Source organism: Sphingobium sp. MK2 (assembly GCF_040170545.1).
Classification (GTDB): Bacteria; Pseudomonadota; Alphaproteobacteria; order Sphingomonadales; family Sphingomonadaceae; genus Sphingobium.
This window is the reverse complement of record NZ_JAZDXA010000041.1, coordinates 28,904-48,000: the sequence shown is the minus strand read 5'-3', so window position 1 is coordinate 48,000 and position 19,097 is coordinate 28,904. Positions and strand designations below refer to the sequence as shown.

Below are 19,097 nucleotides of genomic sequence, written 5' to 3'. Positions count from 1 at the left end.
GCTCGTCACCTCCAATGGCTACCCAATCAATGAATCACGAATAACCTAAATCCGCCAGAGTTTTTGCGGGTGTCCAGCTATGCGGGCAATGGATTCGACCTGATATTTGGCGGCTTCTATAACGATTTCTCTTTTGAGCGCGTTCCCAATGGTTCGCAGCCTTTCGTTTTCGGCGCTACCGGCGAGGCTGACCGTATCGGGTTCAGCGTATGCCGACTGAATGGCACGCCTTGCGTCAGAGCGCCCGTCTTCACCCGCGAACTAGCATCAAATCGCACTATTTCCGGATTTGTCGATGCGACTTTTGCCGTCGCCGACAACATCGATATCTTTGGCGGGTTGCGCTACGATGACTTCAAGAATAGAACCCAGATCGGCCTGAATACACTTACGCCAACACAGTCATTTACCATTACCGATAATGCCGTTTCCGGTCGTATCGGGGCGAGTTATCAGCCGTCTTCGAACAGTAATCTCTACGCTTCCTATGCGCGGGGATATAAACCACCAGCAGTCGGCACCAATCCGCTTGGCATTCTATTCGAATTGGAAGCTGAGAAATCCGACGCATTTGAGATCGGTGCGAAGATGGATATGAATGGTATCCAGCTCGCCGCGAACGCTTTTTATAACAAACTGAAGAATTTCCAGGGGCAAGCAAATGTAGCGGATCCTGCATCAGGTCAGATTATTTCAACCCCTCTCAACTATGATGAAGTAGTATCGAAAGGCCTTGAATTCACAGCTTTTGGCAATCTGTCTCGTTCGTTAAGTTTTAATTTTGGATACCAGTTCAATATTGTAAAATATCCAGATAATTTTCTAGGGGATGATGGACAGGACATAGGCGGACGTCAGTTTTTACTGGCACCAAAGCATAAAATTACACTTTCCGGCGAGTATAAGCAGCCAATATCGTCGAATCTTGAGGCCTTTTTTAACGGCAACGTCATTTACAAGAGTGCCGTGCTAATGACCAGTCGCGCTGATCCGCGCTATGTATATCCCGGCCATGAAATTATCAATGTGGGCATGGGTATCCGCGATCAAGATGGCCGATGGAATGCCTCAATCTATGTCCGTAATCTCACCAAGGAACGCGAGCCATTGGGCTTGCTGCCAACGGCCTTTGCCGGGCAACTGGATGGCGGCATATCGTCGAGGCCGGTTGGTGGCCTGACCGCCCGTGTCGTTGGCGTCAGGGCTGGCTTCGCTTTTTAAATCACCTTCACCAACCGTTTTGAAAAGGTTGAACGTCTGGGGCCTGTATATTCCAGGAATCCTAAGGCTTGGTGATCCCCTAGTCGTTCGCCACCAACATATAAGGAAGAATGAACATGTCGAATGTTGCGGGAATTTATGATTGCGTCGCCAAATCCCCGGTGGGCGATCAAAAATCCGTGTTGACCGTGATTGTCGATGGCGACATCTTCACCGGGTCAAATGCTGGTGCGATGGAATCGATGGAGATCGAAAATGGCAAGGTCGAGGGCAATCGCCTGACCTGGGACATGCGCATGACGATGCCCATGCCGATGAAACTGGAATGCCAGGCGACCGTCGATGGCGACACGCTTACAGGTACAATCAAAGCCGGAATGTTTGGAGCGATGGAAATGTCCGGCACACGGCAAGGTTGATACATAAGCCACACGCCCGTGACGACGCGATATGTAACGTCAGTTCCAATCATCGCTGTCTGTTAAGGCCTCATGCGCGATGAGCGGCAGGCTGTGCCTGCCGCCCGTCAGCCCGGTATAGACGCGCCGAAGAGCAGCATGGGGTCGCCCGGTGGCGACAGGGCGATCTCGCCACCTGCGCCGGTGACCAGTGCGCGCACCATCCAGGCCGCCGCCGTCCGCGATGCCAGTCCCTCGATCGGCAGGGTGCCCGCCAGCGCCGCGCGCAGATCAGGGTCGAGCACGACCTTTGGTCCTTCGCCGCGCACCACAATCTCGGTCACGCCCGGTCGCGCTTCCGCGCCAATGTCGAGCTGGCCGCCGCGCACCAGGGCATCGCCCGCAATCAGCGCCAAATTGAGTAGCACCTTGACCGCCAGCTTGCTGAGCATCTGTTCCTCGACCATCCAGCCGACCTTGACCCGGCCAGTGGCGACGAACATGCCTTCGATCGCGACGCGCGCTTCATGCGGCGGCACCTTGTCGCCGAATCCGCCCGCCGAACCGAAGGCCAGACGGAAAAATTTCAGCTTGTTCGCGGACGTTCGCGCGCTGTCGCCAAGCAGGTCGAGGCAACGCTGGCGCATTTCCGGGTCCGTCTCGTCCGCCATCAACTCAAGCCCATTATTGAGCGCGCCGACGGGACTGAGCAAGTCATGGCACAGGCGCGAACAGAGCAGGCTGGCAAATTCGATGCTGTCGGTCGGGTCGGTCATGCGGGGTCTGGATCGCCGGATAATGGTCAGGACAAGTTTCTCGCACGGCTAATGCGCCGCTGCGCCGCGCGATGCAAGCCCGGCTCGGCCCCTTTCCCTCACCTTATGTCGAGCATCCCCTCCTTGAAAGTCACCTGCCCGGCCTCTCCCGCCTGTGCGATCCACAGCCGCGCTTCGTTGCCCGCCACGATCAGCCACAAGCTGCCATCAGGTCTGGCGCAGGCCGCGTCGGTCGCGGAAGGAATGGCCACGCCCGATGGATGCGAATGATAATGGCCGATCACGTTGGGGCCACCCGACCGCGCCGCCCGGTGCGCGGCGATAAGCGCCGCCGGGTCCAGCTCGAAATGACGCGCAGGGTCAGCCGCGACATTGGCGGCCGGGGCGATCGCCATGATCTGCCCAGCCGCCGCCCCCAACAAGAGACCGCAAACCTCGTCTTCCGCCGCCGCCGCGAGCGCAACGATCCGGTCGAGCAGCAGGCTTGCAATCATCACTCTCATGCCTACATCCCTAGCCAATGGCCGCGGGGGTTTCCATCATCGAAGCAATTATCGACGTGGCGCAGCACGGCCAGAGACTGGACCGCGCACTGGCGGATCTGTTGCCCGATCTCTCCCGCGAACGACTCAAGGCGCTGATCGGCGAAGGCCATGTGTGCGCGCAAGGCCAGAGTTTGAAGCTGAGTGCCTCGCTGAAGGTCGCGAGCGGACAACGCTTCACCATCACCCTCCCCGCCCCCGTGGCGCTGGATGCGGTGGCGCAGAATATTCCGCTGACCATCGTTCATGAAGATGCCGACCTCATCGTCGTGGACAAACCCGCCGGGCTGGTGGTCCATCCTGCGGCAGGCAATCTCGACGGCACGCTGGTCAATGCGCTGCTGCACCATTGCGCGGGGCAATTATCAGGCATTGGCGGCGTCGCCCGTCCCGGCATCGTGCATCGCATCGACAAGGATACATCGGGCCTGTTGGTCGTTGCCAAGACAGACCGGGCGCATGAAGGCCTGGCGCTCCAGTTCAAGGATCACAGCATCGACCGACTCTATGCCGCGATCGTCTATGGGCATCCGGTGCCGCCGACCGGCACGGTGGATGCCTGGGTCGGTCGATCCGACGCTGATCGAAAGAAGATGGCGGTTCATCGGGAAGGACGCGGCAAACATGCCGTCACCCATTATCGGATGGAGGAGCGATTGCGGGGCGCGGCGATGGTCGAATGTCGGCTGGAAACCGGGCGGACGCATCAGGTTCGGGTGCATATGGCCCATATCGGCCACCCCTTGATCGGAGATCCGGTTTACGGTAGAGACAGAAAAGGTTTCAAATCAATACTGGAAACGCTGGGTTTCAGAAGGCAGGCATTGCACGCCAAAACTCTGGGGTTCATACATCCGGTAACAGGTTCGCCCCTGCTGTTCCAAAGTGCATTACCCATGGACATGCAGGAACTGTTAAGCGAGCTTAGAGTATAGGTTTCGACAAGTTTGCGACGGTGGATCGGACGCCTCTTCTGGGTCCCGCCGCGCATGAAAGGGAAAGGTGAAGCGACATGGCCAACAAGAGCAATGTCCCCGCGGTTCCGGCGCTGGGCGGTGAAGCCAGCCTCAACCGCTATCTGTCGGAGATTCGCAAATTTCCGCTGCTCACCCCTGAGCAGGAATATATGCTGGCGAAACGCTATGAAGAGCATCAGGACCCAGAGGCGGCAGCGCAACTGGTGACGTCGCATCTGCGCCTCGTGGCGAAGATTGCGATGGGCTATCGCGGCTATGGCCTGCCGGTCAGCGAACTGATCTCCGAAGGCAATATCGGCCTGATGCAGGGCGTGAAGAAGTTCGAGGCCGATCGCGGCTTTCGACTGGCCACTTATGCCATGTGGTGGATTCGCGCCTCGATCCAGGAGTTCATCCTGCGGTCCTGGTCGCTCGTGAAAATGGGCACGACCGCTGCGCAGAAGAAGTTGTTCTTCAACCTGCGCCGGATGAAGAATAATATCGAAGCGTTCGAGGATGGCGACCTTCGCCCCGAAGATGTGACCAAGATCGCCACCGATCTGGGCGTTTCGGAGGCCGACGTCATCTCGATGAACCGGCGCATGGCGATGGGGGGCGACACCTCGCTCAACGTGCCGATGCGTGAAGATGGCGAGGGCCAGTGGCAGGACTGGTTGCAGGATCATGATCCCTTGCAGGACGAGCGCGTTGCCGACGAGCAGGAGCGCCATCTGCGCCATGAGATGCTGGAAGAGGCGATGACCGACCTTAATGATCGCGAGAAGCATATCTTGGCCGAACGCCGTCTGGCCGAGGAACCCAAGACGCTGGAGGAACTGAGCCAGGTCTATGGCGTCAGCCGCGAACGGGTGCGCCAGATCGAGGTGCGGGCGTTTGAGAAGCTGCAAAAGGCGATGATGCGGATCGCCGGTGATCGTATCGGACAGATGGCGCGCTTCGCCGCCGCCTGACGGATTAGATCGCGACAATTACGAGGCTCCGGCGTTTTGCGCCGGGGCCTTTTTTATGTGCGCGGCTTGAGCGGCGCGGCGGGAGTGCGTTACGCTCCTGCCATGACCGCAAAATCCCTCCGCTCTCCCCGGCGCCGTTCGCGCTGGATCGTCCTTCCTTTCAAGATTATTCTCGGCTTCGTCGTCCTGTCGTTGCTGATGGTGGTGGTCTATCGGTTCGTGCCGCCGCCTGTCACGCTTACCATGCTGCTTGATCCCAATGGCATTACCAAGGACTGGATGCCGCTGGACGAAATGGACCCCGACATGGCACGGGCGGCGATCGCGGCGGAGGATGGCAAATTCTGTTCCCACCATGGGTTCGATGTCGATGCCATCACCAAGGCCGCGTTGAACAATGCCAGCGGCGGACGCATCCGGGGCGGATCGACGATCAGCCAGCAGACGGCAAAGAATGTGTTCCTGTGGCAGGGCGGCGGATTTGTGCGCAAGGGGCTAGAGGCCTGGTTCACGGTGCTGATCGAGGCGATCTGGGGCAAGCCGCGGATCATGGAAGTCTATCTCAACGTCGCCGAAACCGGTATCGGCACCTATGGCGCGCAGGCGGGCGCGATCCGCTATTTCAACCATGGCGCGGCCCAGTTGACGCGCGCCGAAGCCGCGCGCATCGCCGCCGTCCTTCCCCTGCCCAAGAAGCGCGCCGCCGTTGCGCCATCGGGCTTTACCCGCCGCTACGGTAACACGATCGCCGCGCGGATCGGCGTGGTGCAGCGGGATGGGCTGGATAGCTGTTTGCGGTGACGCATCCTCTTAACTTCGCACATTTCCCGCAGATTTCGACATAAAGTTGCGCAGGGCTGATCCTATCGGCAAGTGCGACCTGATGGGTGATCTCCTTTTATAGGCGGGCGTAGCCAAGTAGGACAGCGCGATTGCAGGCATAGAAAAAGGGCAGGGATTGCTCCCCGCCCTTTTCCCGATTTCTGATTGTCTGGACTTAGAAGGCCACGACCATCGATGCGCTGATCGCGCGAGGCGCACCGAAGTTGACGTTCGTGCTCGATGCGGTGGTCAGGCCGCCGCTGAACGAACCGATGTAGAATTTGTCGAACAGGTTCGACACGTTGACCTGAACGAAGGTCTTTTCCAGACCCAGGTTCGCCAGATTGTAGCGCAGGTCGAGGTCGACAATCGTGTAGCCAGCGACCTTGAACGTGTTGATGTCGTTCAGGTAGCGCGAACCCGTGCGCTTGATCTGTGCACCCAGATCCACCGGACCCAACGTACCCTGCATACGACCACCCCAGAGATAGGCAGGCGCGCCGCGTTCGCGGTTGCCCTTGGTCGCGGCGAATGTTGTCGGGCCGGTCTGCACGTCGGCACCGATTTCGGAGTCGATGTAAGAACCAAAGGCGTAGATCAGCAATTCAGGGATCGGGCGAACCGAGACGCTGCCGTCGATGCCATATTTCTTCACTGCACCCAGGTTGGTGTCGATGCTGCAGTCGCAGACATCGTTGAAGGCCGATGCGATGCGATTCTTATACTTCGCATACCAGCCGGTCAGCGAGGCCTGAACGATGCTGGTCTGATAACGCAGACCCAGATCGAAGCTGTCGGACGTTTCAGCAACCGGCTTCGACGCACTGCTGTTACCGGGCAGGTAGATCGAATTATACAGCGTGTCGGTGCCAGGAACCGAAATATTGGCGGCATAGCTACCGGCCAGGCTGATTTCCGGCGTGAGTTTGAACACCGCACCGACGTTCGGCAGCAGCTTGTCATACTTGTAGGTGCGCGACTGCGGCGGGGCAGCGCCCGACGGCGTGCCGTTGGCATTCACTGCATAGGGGTTGGCCGCAGCATAAGCCGCGACATTGCCGCCCGCAACGCAGTTCACATTGCCGTTAAGCGCGGTCGTGAAGCAATATTGGTTCAGGTCGCGCTGGAAGAAAGGTGCGCGCACACCCAGCGTAACGGTCAGCATATCCTGGAAGAACTGACCGCGATATTCACCGGCGATCTGGTTGAGCGTCGCATAGGATTTGCGATCGCGCTTTTGCAGGATGTTGCCAGCGCTATCGGTCAACGGATCGTTCATCGGGAACACGTCAAACGGCTCGCCGCTGAGTTGTAGCAGGCCACCTTCGCCGGTCTGGCGATGGCGCGCGCGATCATAGCTGTAGGACAGACGGACGCGGTTGTTGTCGTCAAAGTCATAGGCGAGGTTGGCGATGCCGATCCAGCGGTTCGTCACGGTCTGGCTGGGGTTCAGCAGCGTGAAGCGATCCGATTCAGCGCCCTGGATCAGGCCGTTGCCGTTGGTGTCCACACCGAGCGTGCCATCGCCGTTGATGTCACGACCGAAATAGGCGCTGCCGCCGAAATAGCCGGTCAGCGGCGTGGTGCCCTGATAGAAGAAGCCTTCATAAGCAGAGGTCGTGCCGCCGCCATTGGCCTTCACATATTGATAGCCGCCGTCCACCGAGAGGGTCAGCTTGTCGGTCAGCGTGAAGCGCGAGTTCAGGCGAACATTGCCGGTGTTGGACGGGTTGTAGCGACGCTCAAACTGCGTGCCGCAGGTGTTGGTCTGATCGGCTACGCCCGGATTGGCCGCCGTGCTGATCGTGCAGGGGTAGCCGACGCCGCCGATATTGTAGAAGCGCGCGCTCTTGTCGCCCGCGAAAGCCGCAGCGGAGCCAGGCGAACCGCCAAAGTTATTGCGGTTGACGTTCAGATGGCCAGCGACCGAGATGAAATCGCCGCTCGCGCCGATCGCCTGATATACCTTGGCGTTATACTGGGCCTTTTCGATCTTGCCGTAGTTGGCGAAGCTCGCTTCGTTATAGGCCCGCGACGCCGACAGCCAAGCCTTGGTGCCGTGGCCGGTCAGATCGCCGGTGTTGACCATGCCGAACACGCGATGGAAGGGACGGTCGCCCGAACCTTCAGCAACGATGTTACCATAGCTGACGCTCGCCATCGCGCCGAAATCGTCGGTCGGCATCAGCGTATTGATGTTGACGGTGCCGCCGACGGCCGCAGCCGTGGGGCTGTCAACGTCGGTCGAACCCAGGTTGACGTTCACCGACTCGATCAGTTCAGGATCGACCTGCTGGTTGGTGTAGATGGCGTAGTTGCCGGAGTCGTTCAGCGGCAGGCCGTCAAAGGTCTGCGAAATGCGGTCGGACGAAAAGCCGCGAATGGTGAAGCTACCGCCGCTCGAACCCCAGGGATCGTTGTTGGTGAAGCTGACACCCGGAACCAGGTTGATGATTTCGTTGACCGACTGACCAGGGCGCTGACGCTCGATCAGTTCCTGGGTCAGGACGACCTTCGCCTTGGGCGAGTCGGGGATGCGAACGCCGCCGACGCTCTGATTGGTCCGCGCGCCGGTGACGACGATGGAATCTTCGAAATCCTGCGAGCCGGTCGACTGCGCGAAGGCGGCGCCGGGAATGGCGACGGCGATGATCGCGGCGCTGCCCATTAGAAACTGTTTCATTTGACCCTTTTCCCTTTTTCAAAGGTGGCGCGTGGGCGCCTGTGCTGTGCTGTTCTCTCAAGCCGGGACCGCATTTGGCGGTTACTGGCGACGGCCCTGTGATGCTCTGATTGCAAATTTGTTACAATGCAGCATCACGACTGTCACATTCCTCCACCACCCCGCGCCGTTGCGCTTGGGGACGCCTCGCCTCTGGCCACAAATCATTGCATTTTAGTGACTTAGGGGCCTATTAGAGCGTTAGTTTGACAGTGGTGCAATTTTGCAACGCAGCAGGAATTTTTGTGCACTGCACCTGTGGATCATGAAAAAGGGGCCAACGATCGCGCGTCGGCCCCTTGTTATGCGGTCAGATGGAGTCGGATCGTCAGGCGGCGTCTTCGGCCCGCTTTTGCTTCTCGCTGAACACCCGCACCGGCTCTTTCTTACCCGCGACGACATCCTTGTCGACCACCACTTCGCCGACACCCTGCATCGAGGGGAGATCGAACATGGTGTCGAGCAGGATCGATTCGAGGATGGAGCGAAGGCCGCGCGCGCCGGTCTTGCGTTCGATCGCGCGCTTGGCGATCGCGGTCAGCGCGTCGTCGGTGAAGCTGAGATCGACATTCTCCATGTCGAACAGCTTGCCATATTGCTTGACCAGCGCGTTCTTCGGCTCGACCAGAATCTTGACCAGCGCGGAGACGTCGAGATCTTCGAGCGTCGCGATGACCGGCAAGCGCCCGACAAATTCGGGAATGAGACCGAACTTGAGCAGATCTTCCGGCTCGCTCGACCGCAGCAATTCGCCGGTCTTGCGCTCTTCGGGCGCAGCGACATAGGCACCAAAGCCGATCGACTTGGCTTCCAGACGGTCGCCAATGATCTTTTCCAGACCCGCGAATGCCCCGCCGCAGATGAAGAGGATGTTGGTCGTATCGACCTGGAGAAACTCCTGCTGCGGATGCTTGCGCCCGCCCTGCGGCGGCACCGACGCGGTGGTGCCCTCCATCAGCTTGAGCAGCGCCTGCTGCACGCCCTCCCCCGACACATCGCGGGTGATCGACGGGTTTTCGGCCTTGCGGCTGATCTTGTCGATTTCGTCGATATAGACGATGCCGCGCTGCGCCTTTTCGACATTATAGTCGGACGCCTGGAGCAGCTTGAGGATGATGTTCTCGACATCCTCGCCGACATAGCCCGCTTCGGTCAGCGTGGTGGCGTCGGCCATGGTGAAGGGCACGTCGAACGTCTTGGCCAGCGTCTGCGCGAGCAAGGTCTTGCCGCAGCCGGTCGGCCCGACGAGCAGGATGTTGGACTTGGCCAGTTCGACCTCGCCCGGCTTGGAGCCGTGGTTGAGGCGCTTATAATGGTTATGGACCGCGACGGAGAGAACGCGCTTCGCCCGGTTCTGGCCGATCACATAATCGTCCAGCACATCGCAGATTTCCTGCGGGGTCGGTACGCCACCATCCTTCCGCCCGACGAGACCGCCCTTGGTCTCCTCGCGAATGATGTCGTTGCACAGTTCCACGCATTCGTCGCAGATGAACACGGTCGGCCCCGCGATCAGCTTCCGCACCTCATGCTGCGACTTGCCGCAGAAGGAGCAGTAAAGCGTGCTTTTTGAATCGGAGCCGGTAAGCTTAGTCATTCGCCATTCTTTCTTCCCTGCCGCTTTGACGACCTACCTGATCGCATCGGCGAGGGATATTCTGGTCCAAAGGCCATCCTAGACCGTGGCGCGCCGTTTCCACAAGGGGAGAAGTGGCGCGCCGCGGCAAAGTCAGCCATCAACTATCCGACGGATCGGCCAGGGAAGGCCGCTGGTCGAACACTTCATCGACGAGACCGAAGGCCTTCGCCTCGTCCGCTTCGAGGAAGGTGTCGCGATCCATCGCCTTTTCGACTTCCGCCAGCGGACGGCCGGTATATTTGGCATAAAGATCGTTCAGGCGACGGCGGATGCGCAGGATTTCCTTGGCCTGGATCTCGATATCGCTGGCCATGCCCTGCGCGCCGCCGGACGGCTGATGCACCATGATGCGCGCGTTCGACAGCGCAATGCGCTTGCCCGGCTCGCCCGCAGCCAGCAGGAAGCTGCCCATCGAGGCGGCCTGGCCGATGCAGACGGTGCCGACCTGAGGCCGGATATATTTCATCGTGTCGTGGATCGCCATGCCGGACGTCACCACGCCGCCAGGCGAGTTGATATACATCCAGATGTCCTTCTTCGGATTTTCCGATTCGAGGAACAGCAGCTGGGCAACGATCAACGAGGCCATATGATCTTCGACCTGGCCGGTCACGAAGATGATCCGTTCGCGCAAAAGGCGCGAGAAAATGTCGAAGCTGCGCTCGCCACGGTTCGACTGTTCGATAACGATGGGGACCAGCGCGGCCATGGGGTTGGTCATGATATCGGTCATTATGCTCTTTCAGTCATCTGCTTCTGCCCGGCCCTACATCGTCACAAAAGGCGGCAGGTTCAAGGGGGAACAGGTACAGCGGGATCGGGCTAGTCGCGCGCGGCGTAATCGGACGGCGCGCGGTGGGCGAGATAGGCCAGACGACGCACCTCGCGGCGGCCCCGCACGACGGTATCGAGGATCAGGCCGCACATGGCCGAGAGGGTAGAGAGGATCACCAGCCCGGTCACCAAAATGGCGGTCGGAAAGCGTGGTACGAGGCCCGTTTCCATATAGGTAACGATCAGGGGCGCGGCGAGGCCGAGCGCCAGCAGCGCCAGGAAAGCGGCGATGATGCCGAAGAACAGCACCGGCCGTTCGATGCGATAGAGGGTGATGATGGTGCGCAGGATGCGAAAGCCATCGCGATAAGTGCTGAGCTTGCTGACCGATCCTTCGGGTCGCGCGCCATAGGCGGTGATGACTTCCGACACCGGCATGGCGAGTTCAAGCGCGTGGACGCTGATCTCGGTTTCGATCTCGAACCCGGCGGACAGCACCGGGAAGCTTTTGACAAAGCGGCGCGAAAAGACGCGATAGCCCGACAATATGTCGGTGAAGCTGCGCCCGAACAATTGCTTGAGCAGGCCGGTCAGCGCCCAGTTGCCGAGGCGATGGCCGGGGCGATAGGCTTCTTCGGCCTCGCTCTTGCGACAGCCGACCACCATGTCGAGATTGTCGGCCAGCATGGCGGCAACCATCGCCGGGGCGGCGGCGGCTTCGTAGGTCGCGTCGCCATCGGCCATGATGTAGATGTCGGCATCGACGTCGGCGAACATGCGGCGCACGACATGGCCCTTGCCCTGTTGCGACACGCGCCGGACGATGGCGCCCGCTTCGGCAGCGAGATCGCGGCTGCCGTCGCTGCTATTATTGTCGAAGACGTAGATGACCGCCTGCGGGAGCGCGCGCCGGAAATCGGCGACGGTCTGCACGATGGCCCCGGCCTCATTATAGCAGGGCAGAATGACCGCGATGCGCGGCGATCCGGCGGCAGTATCGCTGGCGAGAGCCATATCCACGGGCGGAAATTCCTTCATCGTCAGCCTATCCTCTGGTCGTCCGCGCGCCAAGACATGGACCGGCAGGGTTAATATTTCCTCTGCCATAATGGCCCAGACATGAAAAGCGCCCGTGCTTCACGAGGAAGCCGGGCGCTCTTTTCATCGGGCAATGGCCTTATTCGGCCTTGGCAGCGGCCTTTTTGGCGGGTGCCTTCTTCTTGGGCGCGGCCTCGGCGGCGGGGGCCTCCTCGGTTGCAACCGCATCCTCGGCGACATCCTTCTTGGCGGCAGCCTTTTTCGGTGCGGCCTTCTTGGGCGCGGCTTCTTCAGCGGCAGGCGCTTCGTCGGCTACCGGGGCGTCTTCCGCCTCGGCCTTCTTCTTGGGCGCAGCCTTCTTGGCCTTCGGCTTTTCGTCATGGTCATGACCGCAATCGGGGCCATGGACATGCGGCTTGAGGTCGCCGTCCTCGGCTTCGATCGCCGCTTCCAGCTCTTCCTTGGTCACGGTGCGTTCGGTGACTTCGGCCTTGTCGAACAGATAATCGACGACCTTGTCCTCATAGAGCGGGGCGCGCAGCTGAGCGGCGGCCATCGCGTCCTGGCGGACATATTGCACGAACCGCTCGCGATCCTGCGGGCTGTACTGCTGCGCCGCCTGCTCGATAAGACGCCGCATTTCCTGTTCCGACACGGTGACGCCATTGGCCTGGCCGATTTCCGAGAGCAGGAGGCCAAGGCGGACACGACGCACGGCGATGGCGCGATAGTCTTCCTTCTCGGCTTCCATTTCGGCAAGCGCGGCGGCGGGGTCTTCTTCATGACCCGCTTCATGCTGAAGCTGCGCCCAGATCTGCTCGAATTCGGCTTCCACCATGCTCGGCGGCACGTCGAAGTCGTGCGAGGCAGCGAGCTGATCAAGCAGCTTGCGCTTCATGTGGGTGCGGGTCAGGCCGTTATGCTCCTGCTCGATCTGCCCCTTGAGCAGGTCGTTCAGTTGCGCGAGGCCTTCCAGGCCCAGCGACTTGGCGAATTCATCGTCCAGCTTGGGCTTGTCGCCATCCAGGATCGACTTGACGGTGACGTCGAAGGTCGCCGCCTTGCCGGCCAGATGTTCCGCGCCATAATCTTCGGGGAAGGTGACCTCGATGGTCTTCTCTTCGCCCTTCTTCACGCCGGTCAACTGTTCCTCGAAACCGGGGATGAACTGGCCTGCGCCGATCTTGAGGCGGATATCTTCGGCCGAGCCACCTTCAAAGACTTCGCCATCGACCTTGCCGACGAAATCAATGACCAGCGTATCGCCGTCCTGCGCGACATGATCGTCGGCATGTTCTTCCAGCGCGCCCTGCTGCGTGGCGATACGACCGGCCGATTCCGCGACCTGCTCGTCGCTCACGGGAATGGTCAGGCGCTCCAGCTTGAGGCCATCGATGCTGGGGGCGGCGATTTCAGGCAGCACTTCCAGCGCGACCTTGATCTCGGCATCCTTGCCGAACTCGAAACCCTCGTCCAGCTCGACCGAAGGCTGCATCGCGGGGCGCAGCTTCTGGTCGGCGATCAGCTTCTGGATGCTTTCCTGGATGCTGTTGTTGAGCGCGTCGCGCTGCAAAGCCTCGCCGTGCATCTTCTTGACCAGGTTAGCGGGCACCTTGCCGGGACGGAAGCCAGGCATCCGCACCTGCGGCGCCATGGTCTTGACTTCCTTTTCCACTCGCGCGTCGATATCCTTCGACGTGATGGTTACGGTGTAGGCGCGCTTAAGGCCCTCGTTCAACGTCTCGACAGTCTGCATCTCTTCTCTCAAACGCTTTCTTCAGCTGAATTTCGGTGGCGCCTGCGATGGGCCGGGGCCTGGCGCACTGGTGCGGGCGAAGGGACTCGAACCCCCACATCTTGCGATACCAGAACCTAAATCTGGCGCGTCTACCAATTTCGCCACGCCCGCATCGGTCGCCGGTCGGCGCGGCATAGAGAAAAGCGTGGGAAGAGGCAAGGGATAGTGGAACGAACCGGGGAACCACGTCGGCGCGCCATGCGTAGCCTATCCACCAACCTATATAGGAGTGCCGCAGCCATGGCTACCCAGCCCGATCCCAATCCCGACGGCCTGCCCCCACCCGACATCATCGAGCCGCAGTCGCCCGATGAAATGCCTGCACCCGCGACTCCGGTCGAATTGCCGGTGACGGAGCCGGACGAAATCGTGCCTGTCGGCCCGGATTACGACCAGCCGGACCGCGCTCCAGCAGAATTCCCGCCGGACTGAGTAACGAACCGTGCGGTAAAAACCACATATCCACAATTTTCTTACTCAAAGACGGAACTTTTTGGTCGATCGCAAAAATATCGTCGCCGCGCCGCTGGACAGCCCCCTGCAAGCATGATTGAACCATGACAGAAAAAAGAAATCGGGAGAGGCGCGGCTGACAAAAAAAGGGGGTCGACGTGCATAAGGTTCGCGCCAAGCTGGACTGGTTCAAAACCGTGATATTGCCGCAGGAGGCCGCGCTACGCGGTCGCCTTCGCCGTATTCTTCCATCCACACACGAGTTGGAAGATATGTGCGCGGAAGTCATGGCCAGAGCCTATGCCACCGAAAATTGGGAAAATGTAACGACAGGCCGCGCCTATCTGTTCACGATCGCCCGCAACCTCGTCATCGACACGGCGCGACGCAACAAGATCGTCAGCTTTGAAACGATCGCCGATCTGGAATTGCTGGGCGGCGATAACGGCATTGAAGCCCAACTTCATGCCCGCGAAGCGCTAAGGCAGATCGAAACCATCGTCGAGTCATTGCCGACCCAATGTCGCCGTGTCTTCATTCTCCGCCGCATTCATGAAAAATCCATGATTGAAATAGCGGAGGACATGTCTCTATCCGTCTCAACTGTTGAAAAACATCTAGCCAAAGCAATCGCAATAGTTATGCGGGCCTGGGCGGAACGTGAGGAAACGGATTTCGAGCGTGCAGGCTTCGGGGCCAACTTCAAGCAGCGGTCCCAGGGACGCGATAGAAGCGGAAGCCGCGCGCCTGCTGGCTAAGCTCAATAGCGATCCGACACCGCAGGAAGAAGCGGACATTTGCGACTGGGTCGAAGCCGACCCCCGCCACGCCGTCGCCTTTGCCAGAGCCGAAGCCGCCTGGGAGGCCGCAGAACGCCTCAAGAGCGCCGCTGCCGACGTCACCCTACCCTCGCTGCCGCAAATTGTCAGCGAGGAACATCAGCGCCGCCTGTCGCGCAACATCATGATCGCCGCCGCCGTTGCGGTGCTGCTATTCATCGTCGCCGCGATCGTCACCGTGCGGACATTCAGCGGGGTGGATCATTATGAAACGGGCCTGGGCGAAATTCGCGATGTGACGCTCGAAGACGGCTCCATCCTCCATCTCAATAGCGACAGCGAAGCCGAAGTCCGCTTCACAGGCCATGGCCGCAAGGTTCGCATCGTCAAGGGCGAAGCCGCTTTCGATGTCGCCCCCGACAGTGAACGCCCTTTTGACGTCGAGGTGCGATCAGCGCTGATCCGCGCGGTTGGAACGACGTTCAATGTGCGAATCCGTCCCGCCCTGGTCGAACTTACCGTCACCAAGGGCACGGTCGCGGTTCATTGCGGGCATGATTCCGAACGGCGGGTCAGCGCGGGCAATGGCGCGGTGATCCAGCCAAGAAGCATCGCGCTCACCAGCTTGGGCGACAAGATCGTAAGCCAGCGGGTCGCCTGGCGCGATCAGATGCTGTTGCTCGATGGCGAAACCATCGAGCAGGCGACCGGAGAGTTCAACCGCTATCGCAAGGCACCGATATTGATCGGCGACACCCGCGTATCCGCCTTGCGGATCGACGGTCGCTTCCACATTGGCGACAGCCGCAAATTTCTCGCCACGCTGCAACTCCATTATCCGGTGCGCGCGGTGCAGGGCGAAGACGGATCGGTCATGCTGCTCTATCGCGACAAGGAGCCGGAGCAGGCCCTGGCCAACGCGGCGTTGTAACCGCCTTGCGCGCGGTTTTCGCTATTCCAGCAGGTGTCGGACGAGATGGGGCACCAATAGGCTGGCTGGTCCCAGCCGTGTTTCGTCGAAATAATCGCTGCCCGCCGAAGGATCGAGATTGAGTTCCAATGTCCGGGCACCGGCATGGCGCGCGGTCTGGACAAAACCCGCGGCGGGATAGACCGCGCCCGATGTGCCGATCGACACGAACAGGTCGGCGCGGCGCAAGGCTTCGTCTATCACATCCATCTGATAGGGCATTTCGCCGAAGAAGACGATGTCAGGGCGCAAGCGGGGCTGCCCGCATCCGGTGCAGACCGTCCCCGGCGGCAAGGCTTGCGTCCACGGCACCGCTTTGCCGCAGGCGGCGCAGAGCGCGGATTGCAGTTCGCCATGCATGTGGATCAGCCGTTTCGCCCCGGCGCGCTCGTGTAGATCATCGACATTCTGCGTCACGATCAGCAATTCGCCGGGCCAGGCCGCATCCAGCGCGGCTAGCGCTTCATGCGCCGGATTGGGGGAGACGGTTGCCAGCTTCGCCCGGCGCTCGTCATAGAAGCGATGGACCAACGCGGGATTGCGCGCCAGTGCCTCCGGGGTGCAGACATCCTCCACCCGATGCAAAATTGGAACACCGTTTTCGTCTGTGGTTTCCCAATAGCTGACCGCGCCCTTCGTTCTGAAGGTTGCGATGCCGGATTCGGCCGATATGCCCGCACCGGTGAGGATGACGATGTTCTGGATATCCTGCCTCACCATTCGCGCCATTCGTCTATTTCATCCACAAGCGCCTTTTGCCGCGCGCAATGAGCCATCTCCTCCAACACCGCACAGATGTCTTCACGCTCCTCGGTTTCGATCACGCCACCGGCTTTGTCGTCAGCTACATTGAACCAGATGATAGTTTTCTTGAGGATCGCCCGAACATCTGCCTTTTTCGGTTTTGGACCGAGTTCCTTGAGAGCGGCACAAGCATCGCGGATCGTTGCGCGTGCGGCTGTTGTGAATTCTTCCGGTGGAAATGGCGGTGATGGCGACCATCGCTCGAAGGGCGTTTCGGATTGAAGCTGGTCCCATGTGAGTTTGCTCAATCGTGTGCGATATCGCTCTTCCTTTGCCGCTCGGTCAGCAGCATTCTTGGCATCCTTTTTCTCATTTTCGATGATGAAGGCTTCACGATCGTTGGCCCAGCGCCATTCTCCCTCCGCTGCATGATTGGCAGCACGTAATGTGGAGAAGCGTGATCCCGCAGCATAAGTCGCAATCTCATGGGCGAACTGCTGTTCCCCACGGGATACGGCTTGCATACCTACGAAGCTGAATTCGTCCAGATCGCCTTCCCGCCGCCACCAATCATGGAGGACGCCGAATACAGCAGCCCTCCCGGTATGGGCAAAGCGATGCTCATTGATAATGGACGAACGTCCAACCTCAGCGATGCTCGGAGGCGTAGCCCAGATGCCATCCAGCACAGCGACCGCGACGTGCTTATCATCAACGCCTACCACTTTGATTGCCGCATAGCGATCAGTCGCCGGTGGAGAAAATTCCGAATCTGGCCGGGTGCGGAAGGAATATATTTGCCCGCCTACCGGCTCGTTCGGGAAAGGAGCAAATCCAGTGGCGCTCACAGGCACGGTTGACCTCTCCGCCCTGCCGTCTGAGATACCTCGGAAAAGCCGCGTCAGAAAATCCTTCATGCTACCTCGCAAAAACGGAGAAGACGGGCAGAGCATTCCTCCTCGACGCGATGCCCCTCCCAGAGGCCATCTGGTCCGCGAAAGGTGGCAAGGCCGCTTTCGGCGGAAATGCCCGCGCCGGTGAGGATGACGATGGTCTGGATGTCGGGCTTCATGGCATGACTATAGATGAAATTGCTTGGACGAGAATGGGTGGGGAGTGGAATTTCAGTCGCTGCCCATACGCCTGCAAAAGCGGGTACATATCCTAGCCGTCATACCAGCGCAGGCTGGCATCTCAGGCGGAGGCGTGGAACAGTCGGGCTTGGCACTTGCCGCAACGCCTTCGCGCCATCTCCTGAGACCCCAGCTTTCGCTGGGGTGACGATAAGGGGTGGGTGGAGGAGGATCAGATTAGCAGGCGCCAATGCCGTAGAACGGACTTAAAATCCACCGTCACCCCAGCGAAGGCTGGGGTCTCAGGCGGCGACGCGCTAGGGTAGGACATGGCGCGAGGCGGCTACACATATATCATGACCAACAAACCGAGGGGCGTTCTTTATATCGGCGTCACAGCCGATATCGCCGCGCGCGCCGAACAACATCGAAACGGCACCGGCTCCGCTTTTTGCAAGAGATACGGGCTGACCCGCCTCGTTCTGGTCGAGCCACATGATGACATCGCACTCGCCATTGCTCGCGAGAAGGCCCTCAAAGCCTGGAAACGCGAATGGAAAATCCGGCTTGTGGAAGAAGGCAATCCAGATTGGCGTGATATGACAGACGTCATCCTCTGACGCCTGAGACCCCAGCCTTCGCTGGGGTGACGATGGGAAGAATGGCCGCTTCCAAGCAATGGCACCGCATAGTCTAAAGGCAAAGCGTGGCGAGAGACCGTCTATCGCCAAGCCAATGACATCCGCGTTACGCCGCCAAGTGTCGCGCCCGGTCCCGCCATGTTTCCGCCAGGACCGGCATGTCGGCCAGTTGCGCCACCGCGTCGCGGTCGACCTTGTGCCCGCCGCCGATCAATAGGCGAAAGACCCGCGCGATGGGCCAGTCCGGCAAGGGGCGGTCGAGCAAGGTCATCCGCTCGCCTGCTTGCGCCTCGCCCTCGCGGATCACGCGGAAATATAGGCCGCTGCGGCCGGTCTTGACGATGGTGGCCATGACATCGCGCGCGCCGAAACGATGGTCGAGTTTCCAGCAGGGTTGGCGACCATGGCTGACCTCCACGATCGCGCTGCCTAGCGTGAAGCGGTCCCCTAAGCAGATCGTCTCTTCGGTCATGCCACCCGCGGCGATATTTTCGCCAAAGGCGCCGGGCGCGTCCAGTAGTGGATGGCCGGGCTTTCGGTCGCGCCACCAGGCATAATGGTCTTGCGGGTAGAGATGGATCGCCTTGTCCCAGCCGCCATGATGGATGGGGTCGGCGACCTGATCGCCCTCCAGGCCGCCCCAGCCGATCCGCACCGGGCCGGTCACGGGGGTCTTGGCGATGGCGCTATAATCAAGGCCGCGAAAGGGGGCCGGTCTGCCGACGAGCAAGGCATCGACTGTCATGAAGGGCGTATCCATGCCGCCATGTTGCCATGGCT

The 19,097-nt window shown here is 60.1% G+C and carries 19 protein-coding genes, 1 tRNA gene and 1 pseudogene; 9 read left to right on the top strand and 12 right to left on the bottom strand.

What is annotated here, in order from left to right; genetic code table 11:
* The first annotated feature begins 69 nt into the window (after window positions 1-69).
* Complete coding sequence (locus V2I08_RS16545; protein WP_349636065.1) at window positions 70-1,221, top strand: TonB-dependent receptor domain-containing protein; 1,152 nt, start codon at window positions 70-72, stop codon at window positions 1,219-1,221.
* A gap of 116 nt (window positions 1,222-1,337) precedes the next feature.
* Window positions 1,338-1,640, top strand: a complete 303-nt coding sequence (locus V2I08_RS16540) for a hypothetical protein (protein ID WP_349636064.1) — start codon at window positions 1,338-1,340, stop codon at window positions 1,638-1,640.
* A 107-nt stretch (window positions 1,641-1,747) separates the two neighbouring features.
* On the opposite strand, the gene V2I08_RS16535 is transcribed toward V2I08_RS16540, so the two are convergent.
* Complete coding sequence (locus V2I08_RS16535) at window positions 1,748-2,395, bottom strand: histidine phosphotransferase family protein (protein WP_349636063.1); 648 nt, start codon at window positions 2,393-2,395, stop codon at window positions 1,748-1,750.
* Between the two features lie 98 nt (window positions 2,396-2,493).
* Window positions 2,494-2,898, bottom strand: coding sequence for a M67 family metallopeptidase (locus V2I08_RS16530; protein WP_349636062.1), 405 nt, complete (start codon window positions 2,896-2,898; stop codon window positions 2,494-2,496).
* A gap of 17 nt (window positions 2,899-2,915) precedes the next feature.
* Between V2I08_RS16530 and V2I08_RS16525 the strand changes: the two genes are divergently transcribed.
* The 3 genes from V2I08_RS16525 (at window position 2,916) to mtgA (ending at window position 5,665) form a co-directional block, all read left to right on the top strand.
* Entirely contained in the window at window positions 2,916-3,872 is a 957-nt protein-coding gene (locus tag V2I08_RS16525) for an RluA family pseudouridine synthase (protein ID WP_349636061.1), read from the top strand.
* 77 nt (window positions 3,873-3,949) lie between these two features.
* On the top strand, window positions 3,950-4,864 hold the full coding sequence (rpoH, locus tag V2I08_RS16520; protein ID WP_310224749.1) for an RNA polymerase sigma factor RpoH: 915 nt from the start codon (window positions 3,950-3,952) through the stop codon (window positions 4,862-4,864).
* A gap of 102 nt (window positions 4,865-4,966) precedes the next feature.
* On the top strand, window positions 4,967-5,665 hold the full coding sequence (gene mtgA, locus V2I08_RS16515; protein ID WP_349636060.1) for a monofunctional biosynthetic peptidoglycan transglycosylase: 699 nt from the start codon (window positions 4,967-4,969) through the stop codon (window positions 5,663-5,665).
* A gap of 196 nt (window positions 5,666-5,861) precedes the next feature.
* Here the strand turns inward: mtgA and V2I08_RS16510 are convergent, their stop codons facing one another.
* The 6 genes from V2I08_RS16510 to V2I08_RS16485 form a co-directional block, all read right to left on the bottom strand.
* Complete coding sequence (locus V2I08_RS16510) at window positions 5,862-8,369, bottom strand: TonB-dependent receptor domain-containing protein (protein ID WP_349636059.1); 2,508 nt, start codon at window positions 8,367-8,369, stop codon at window positions 5,862-5,864.
* A gap of 367 nt (window positions 8,370-8,736) precedes the next feature.
* On the bottom strand, window positions 8,737-10,005 hold the full coding sequence (gene clpX / locus V2I08_RS16505) for an ATP-dependent Clp protease ATP-binding subunit ClpX (protein WP_310224756.1): 1,269 nt from the start codon (window positions 10,003-10,005) through the stop codon (window positions 8,737-8,739).
* 139 nt (window positions 10,006-10,144) lie between these two features.
* Window positions 10,145-10,780 carry an ATP-dependent Clp protease proteolytic subunit gene (locus V2I08_RS16500; protein WP_310224758.1) on the bottom strand — a complete coding sequence of 212 codons (636 nt, stop codon included), beginning with the start codon at window positions 10,778-10,780 and terminating at the stop codon, window positions 10,145-10,147.
* 89 nt (window positions 10,781-10,869) lie between these two features.
* Window positions 10,870-11,859, bottom strand: coding sequence for a glycosyltransferase family 2 protein (locus V2I08_RS16495; protein WP_349636058.1), 990 nt, complete (start codon window positions 11,857-11,859; stop codon window positions 10,870-10,872).
* Between the two features lie 139 nt (window positions 11,860-11,998).
* A complete protein-coding gene (tig, locus tag V2I08_RS16490; protein WP_349636057.1) occupies window positions 11,999-13,615 on the bottom strand; it encodes a trigger factor in 1,617 nt (538 codons plus the stop codon).
* A 68-nt stretch (window positions 13,616-13,683) separates the two neighbouring features.
* A tRNA-Leu gene (locus V2I08_RS16485) sits at window positions 13,684-13,768 on the bottom strand.
* A 129-nt stretch (window positions 13,769-13,897) separates the two neighbouring features.
* Here V2I08_RS16485 and V2I08_RS16480 point away from each other — a divergent pair.
* The 3 genes from V2I08_RS16480 to V2I08_RS16470 all read left to right on the top strand — a co-directional run bounded on the left by V2I08_RS16480 (window position 13,898) and on the right by V2I08_RS16470 (window position 15,820).
* Window positions 13,898-14,089 carry a hypothetical protein gene (locus V2I08_RS16480; RefSeq protein WP_349636056.1) on the top strand — a complete coding sequence of 64 codons (192 nt, stop codon included), beginning with the start codon at window positions 13,898-13,900 and terminating at the stop codon, window positions 14,087-14,089.
* Between the two features lie 179 nt (window positions 14,090-14,268).
* Window positions 14,269-14,868 carry a sigma-70 family RNA polymerase sigma factor gene (locus tag V2I08_RS16475; protein WP_349636055.1) on the top strand — a complete coding sequence of 200 codons (600 nt, stop codon included), beginning with the start codon at window positions 14,269-14,271 and terminating at the stop codon, window positions 14,866-14,868.
* Window positions 14,792-15,820 carry a FecR domain-containing protein gene (locus V2I08_RS16470; protein WP_349636054.1) on the top strand — a complete coding sequence of 343 codons (1,029 nt, stop codon included), beginning with the start codon at window positions 14,792-14,794 and terminating at the stop codon, window positions 15,818-15,820. The genes V2I08_RS16475 and V2I08_RS16470 overlap by 77 nt, the downstream gene beginning before the upstream one ends.
* Window positions 15,821-15,841: 21 nt before the next feature.
* Here the strand turns inward: V2I08_RS16470 and V2I08_RS16465 are convergent, their stop codons facing one another.
* From V2I08_RS16465 to V2I08_RS16455, 3 genes and pseudogenes are all read right to left on the bottom strand, one after another.
* Window positions 15,842-16,579, bottom strand: a complete 738-nt coding sequence (locus tag V2I08_RS16465) for an NAD-dependent deacylase (protein WP_349636053.1) — start codon at window positions 16,577-16,579, stop codon at window positions 15,842-15,844.
* Complete coding sequence (locus V2I08_RS16460) at window positions 16,573-17,520, bottom strand: hypothetical protein (protein WP_349636052.1); 948 nt, start codon at window positions 17,518-17,520, stop codon at window positions 16,573-16,575. The genes V2I08_RS16465 and V2I08_RS16460 overlap by 7 nt, the downstream gene beginning before the upstream one ends.
* 17 nt (window positions 17,521-17,537) lie before the next feature.
* Window positions 17,538-17,675: pseudogene (locus V2I08_RS16455) on the bottom strand (Sir2 family NAD-dependent protein deacetylase); the annotation flags it as partial.
* Between the two features lie 330 nt (window positions 17,676-18,005).
* Between V2I08_RS16455 and V2I08_RS16450 the strand changes: the two are divergent.
* Complete coding sequence (locus V2I08_RS16450; protein WP_349636051.1) at window positions 18,006-18,296, top strand: GIY-YIG nuclease family protein; 291 nt, start codon at window positions 18,006-18,008, stop codon at window positions 18,294-18,296.
* A 127-nt stretch (window positions 18,297-18,423) separates the two neighbouring features.
* On the opposite strand, the gene V2I08_RS16445 is transcribed toward V2I08_RS16450, so the two are convergent.
* The gene (locus tag V2I08_RS16445) at window positions 18,424-19,077 is read right to left on the bottom strand and encodes an MOSC domain-containing protein (protein WP_349636050.1); all 654 of its coding nucleotides are present in this window, start codon (window positions 19,075-19,077) and stop codon (window positions 18,424-18,426) included.
* Between the last annotated feature and the right edge of the window lie 20 nt (window positions 19,078-19,097).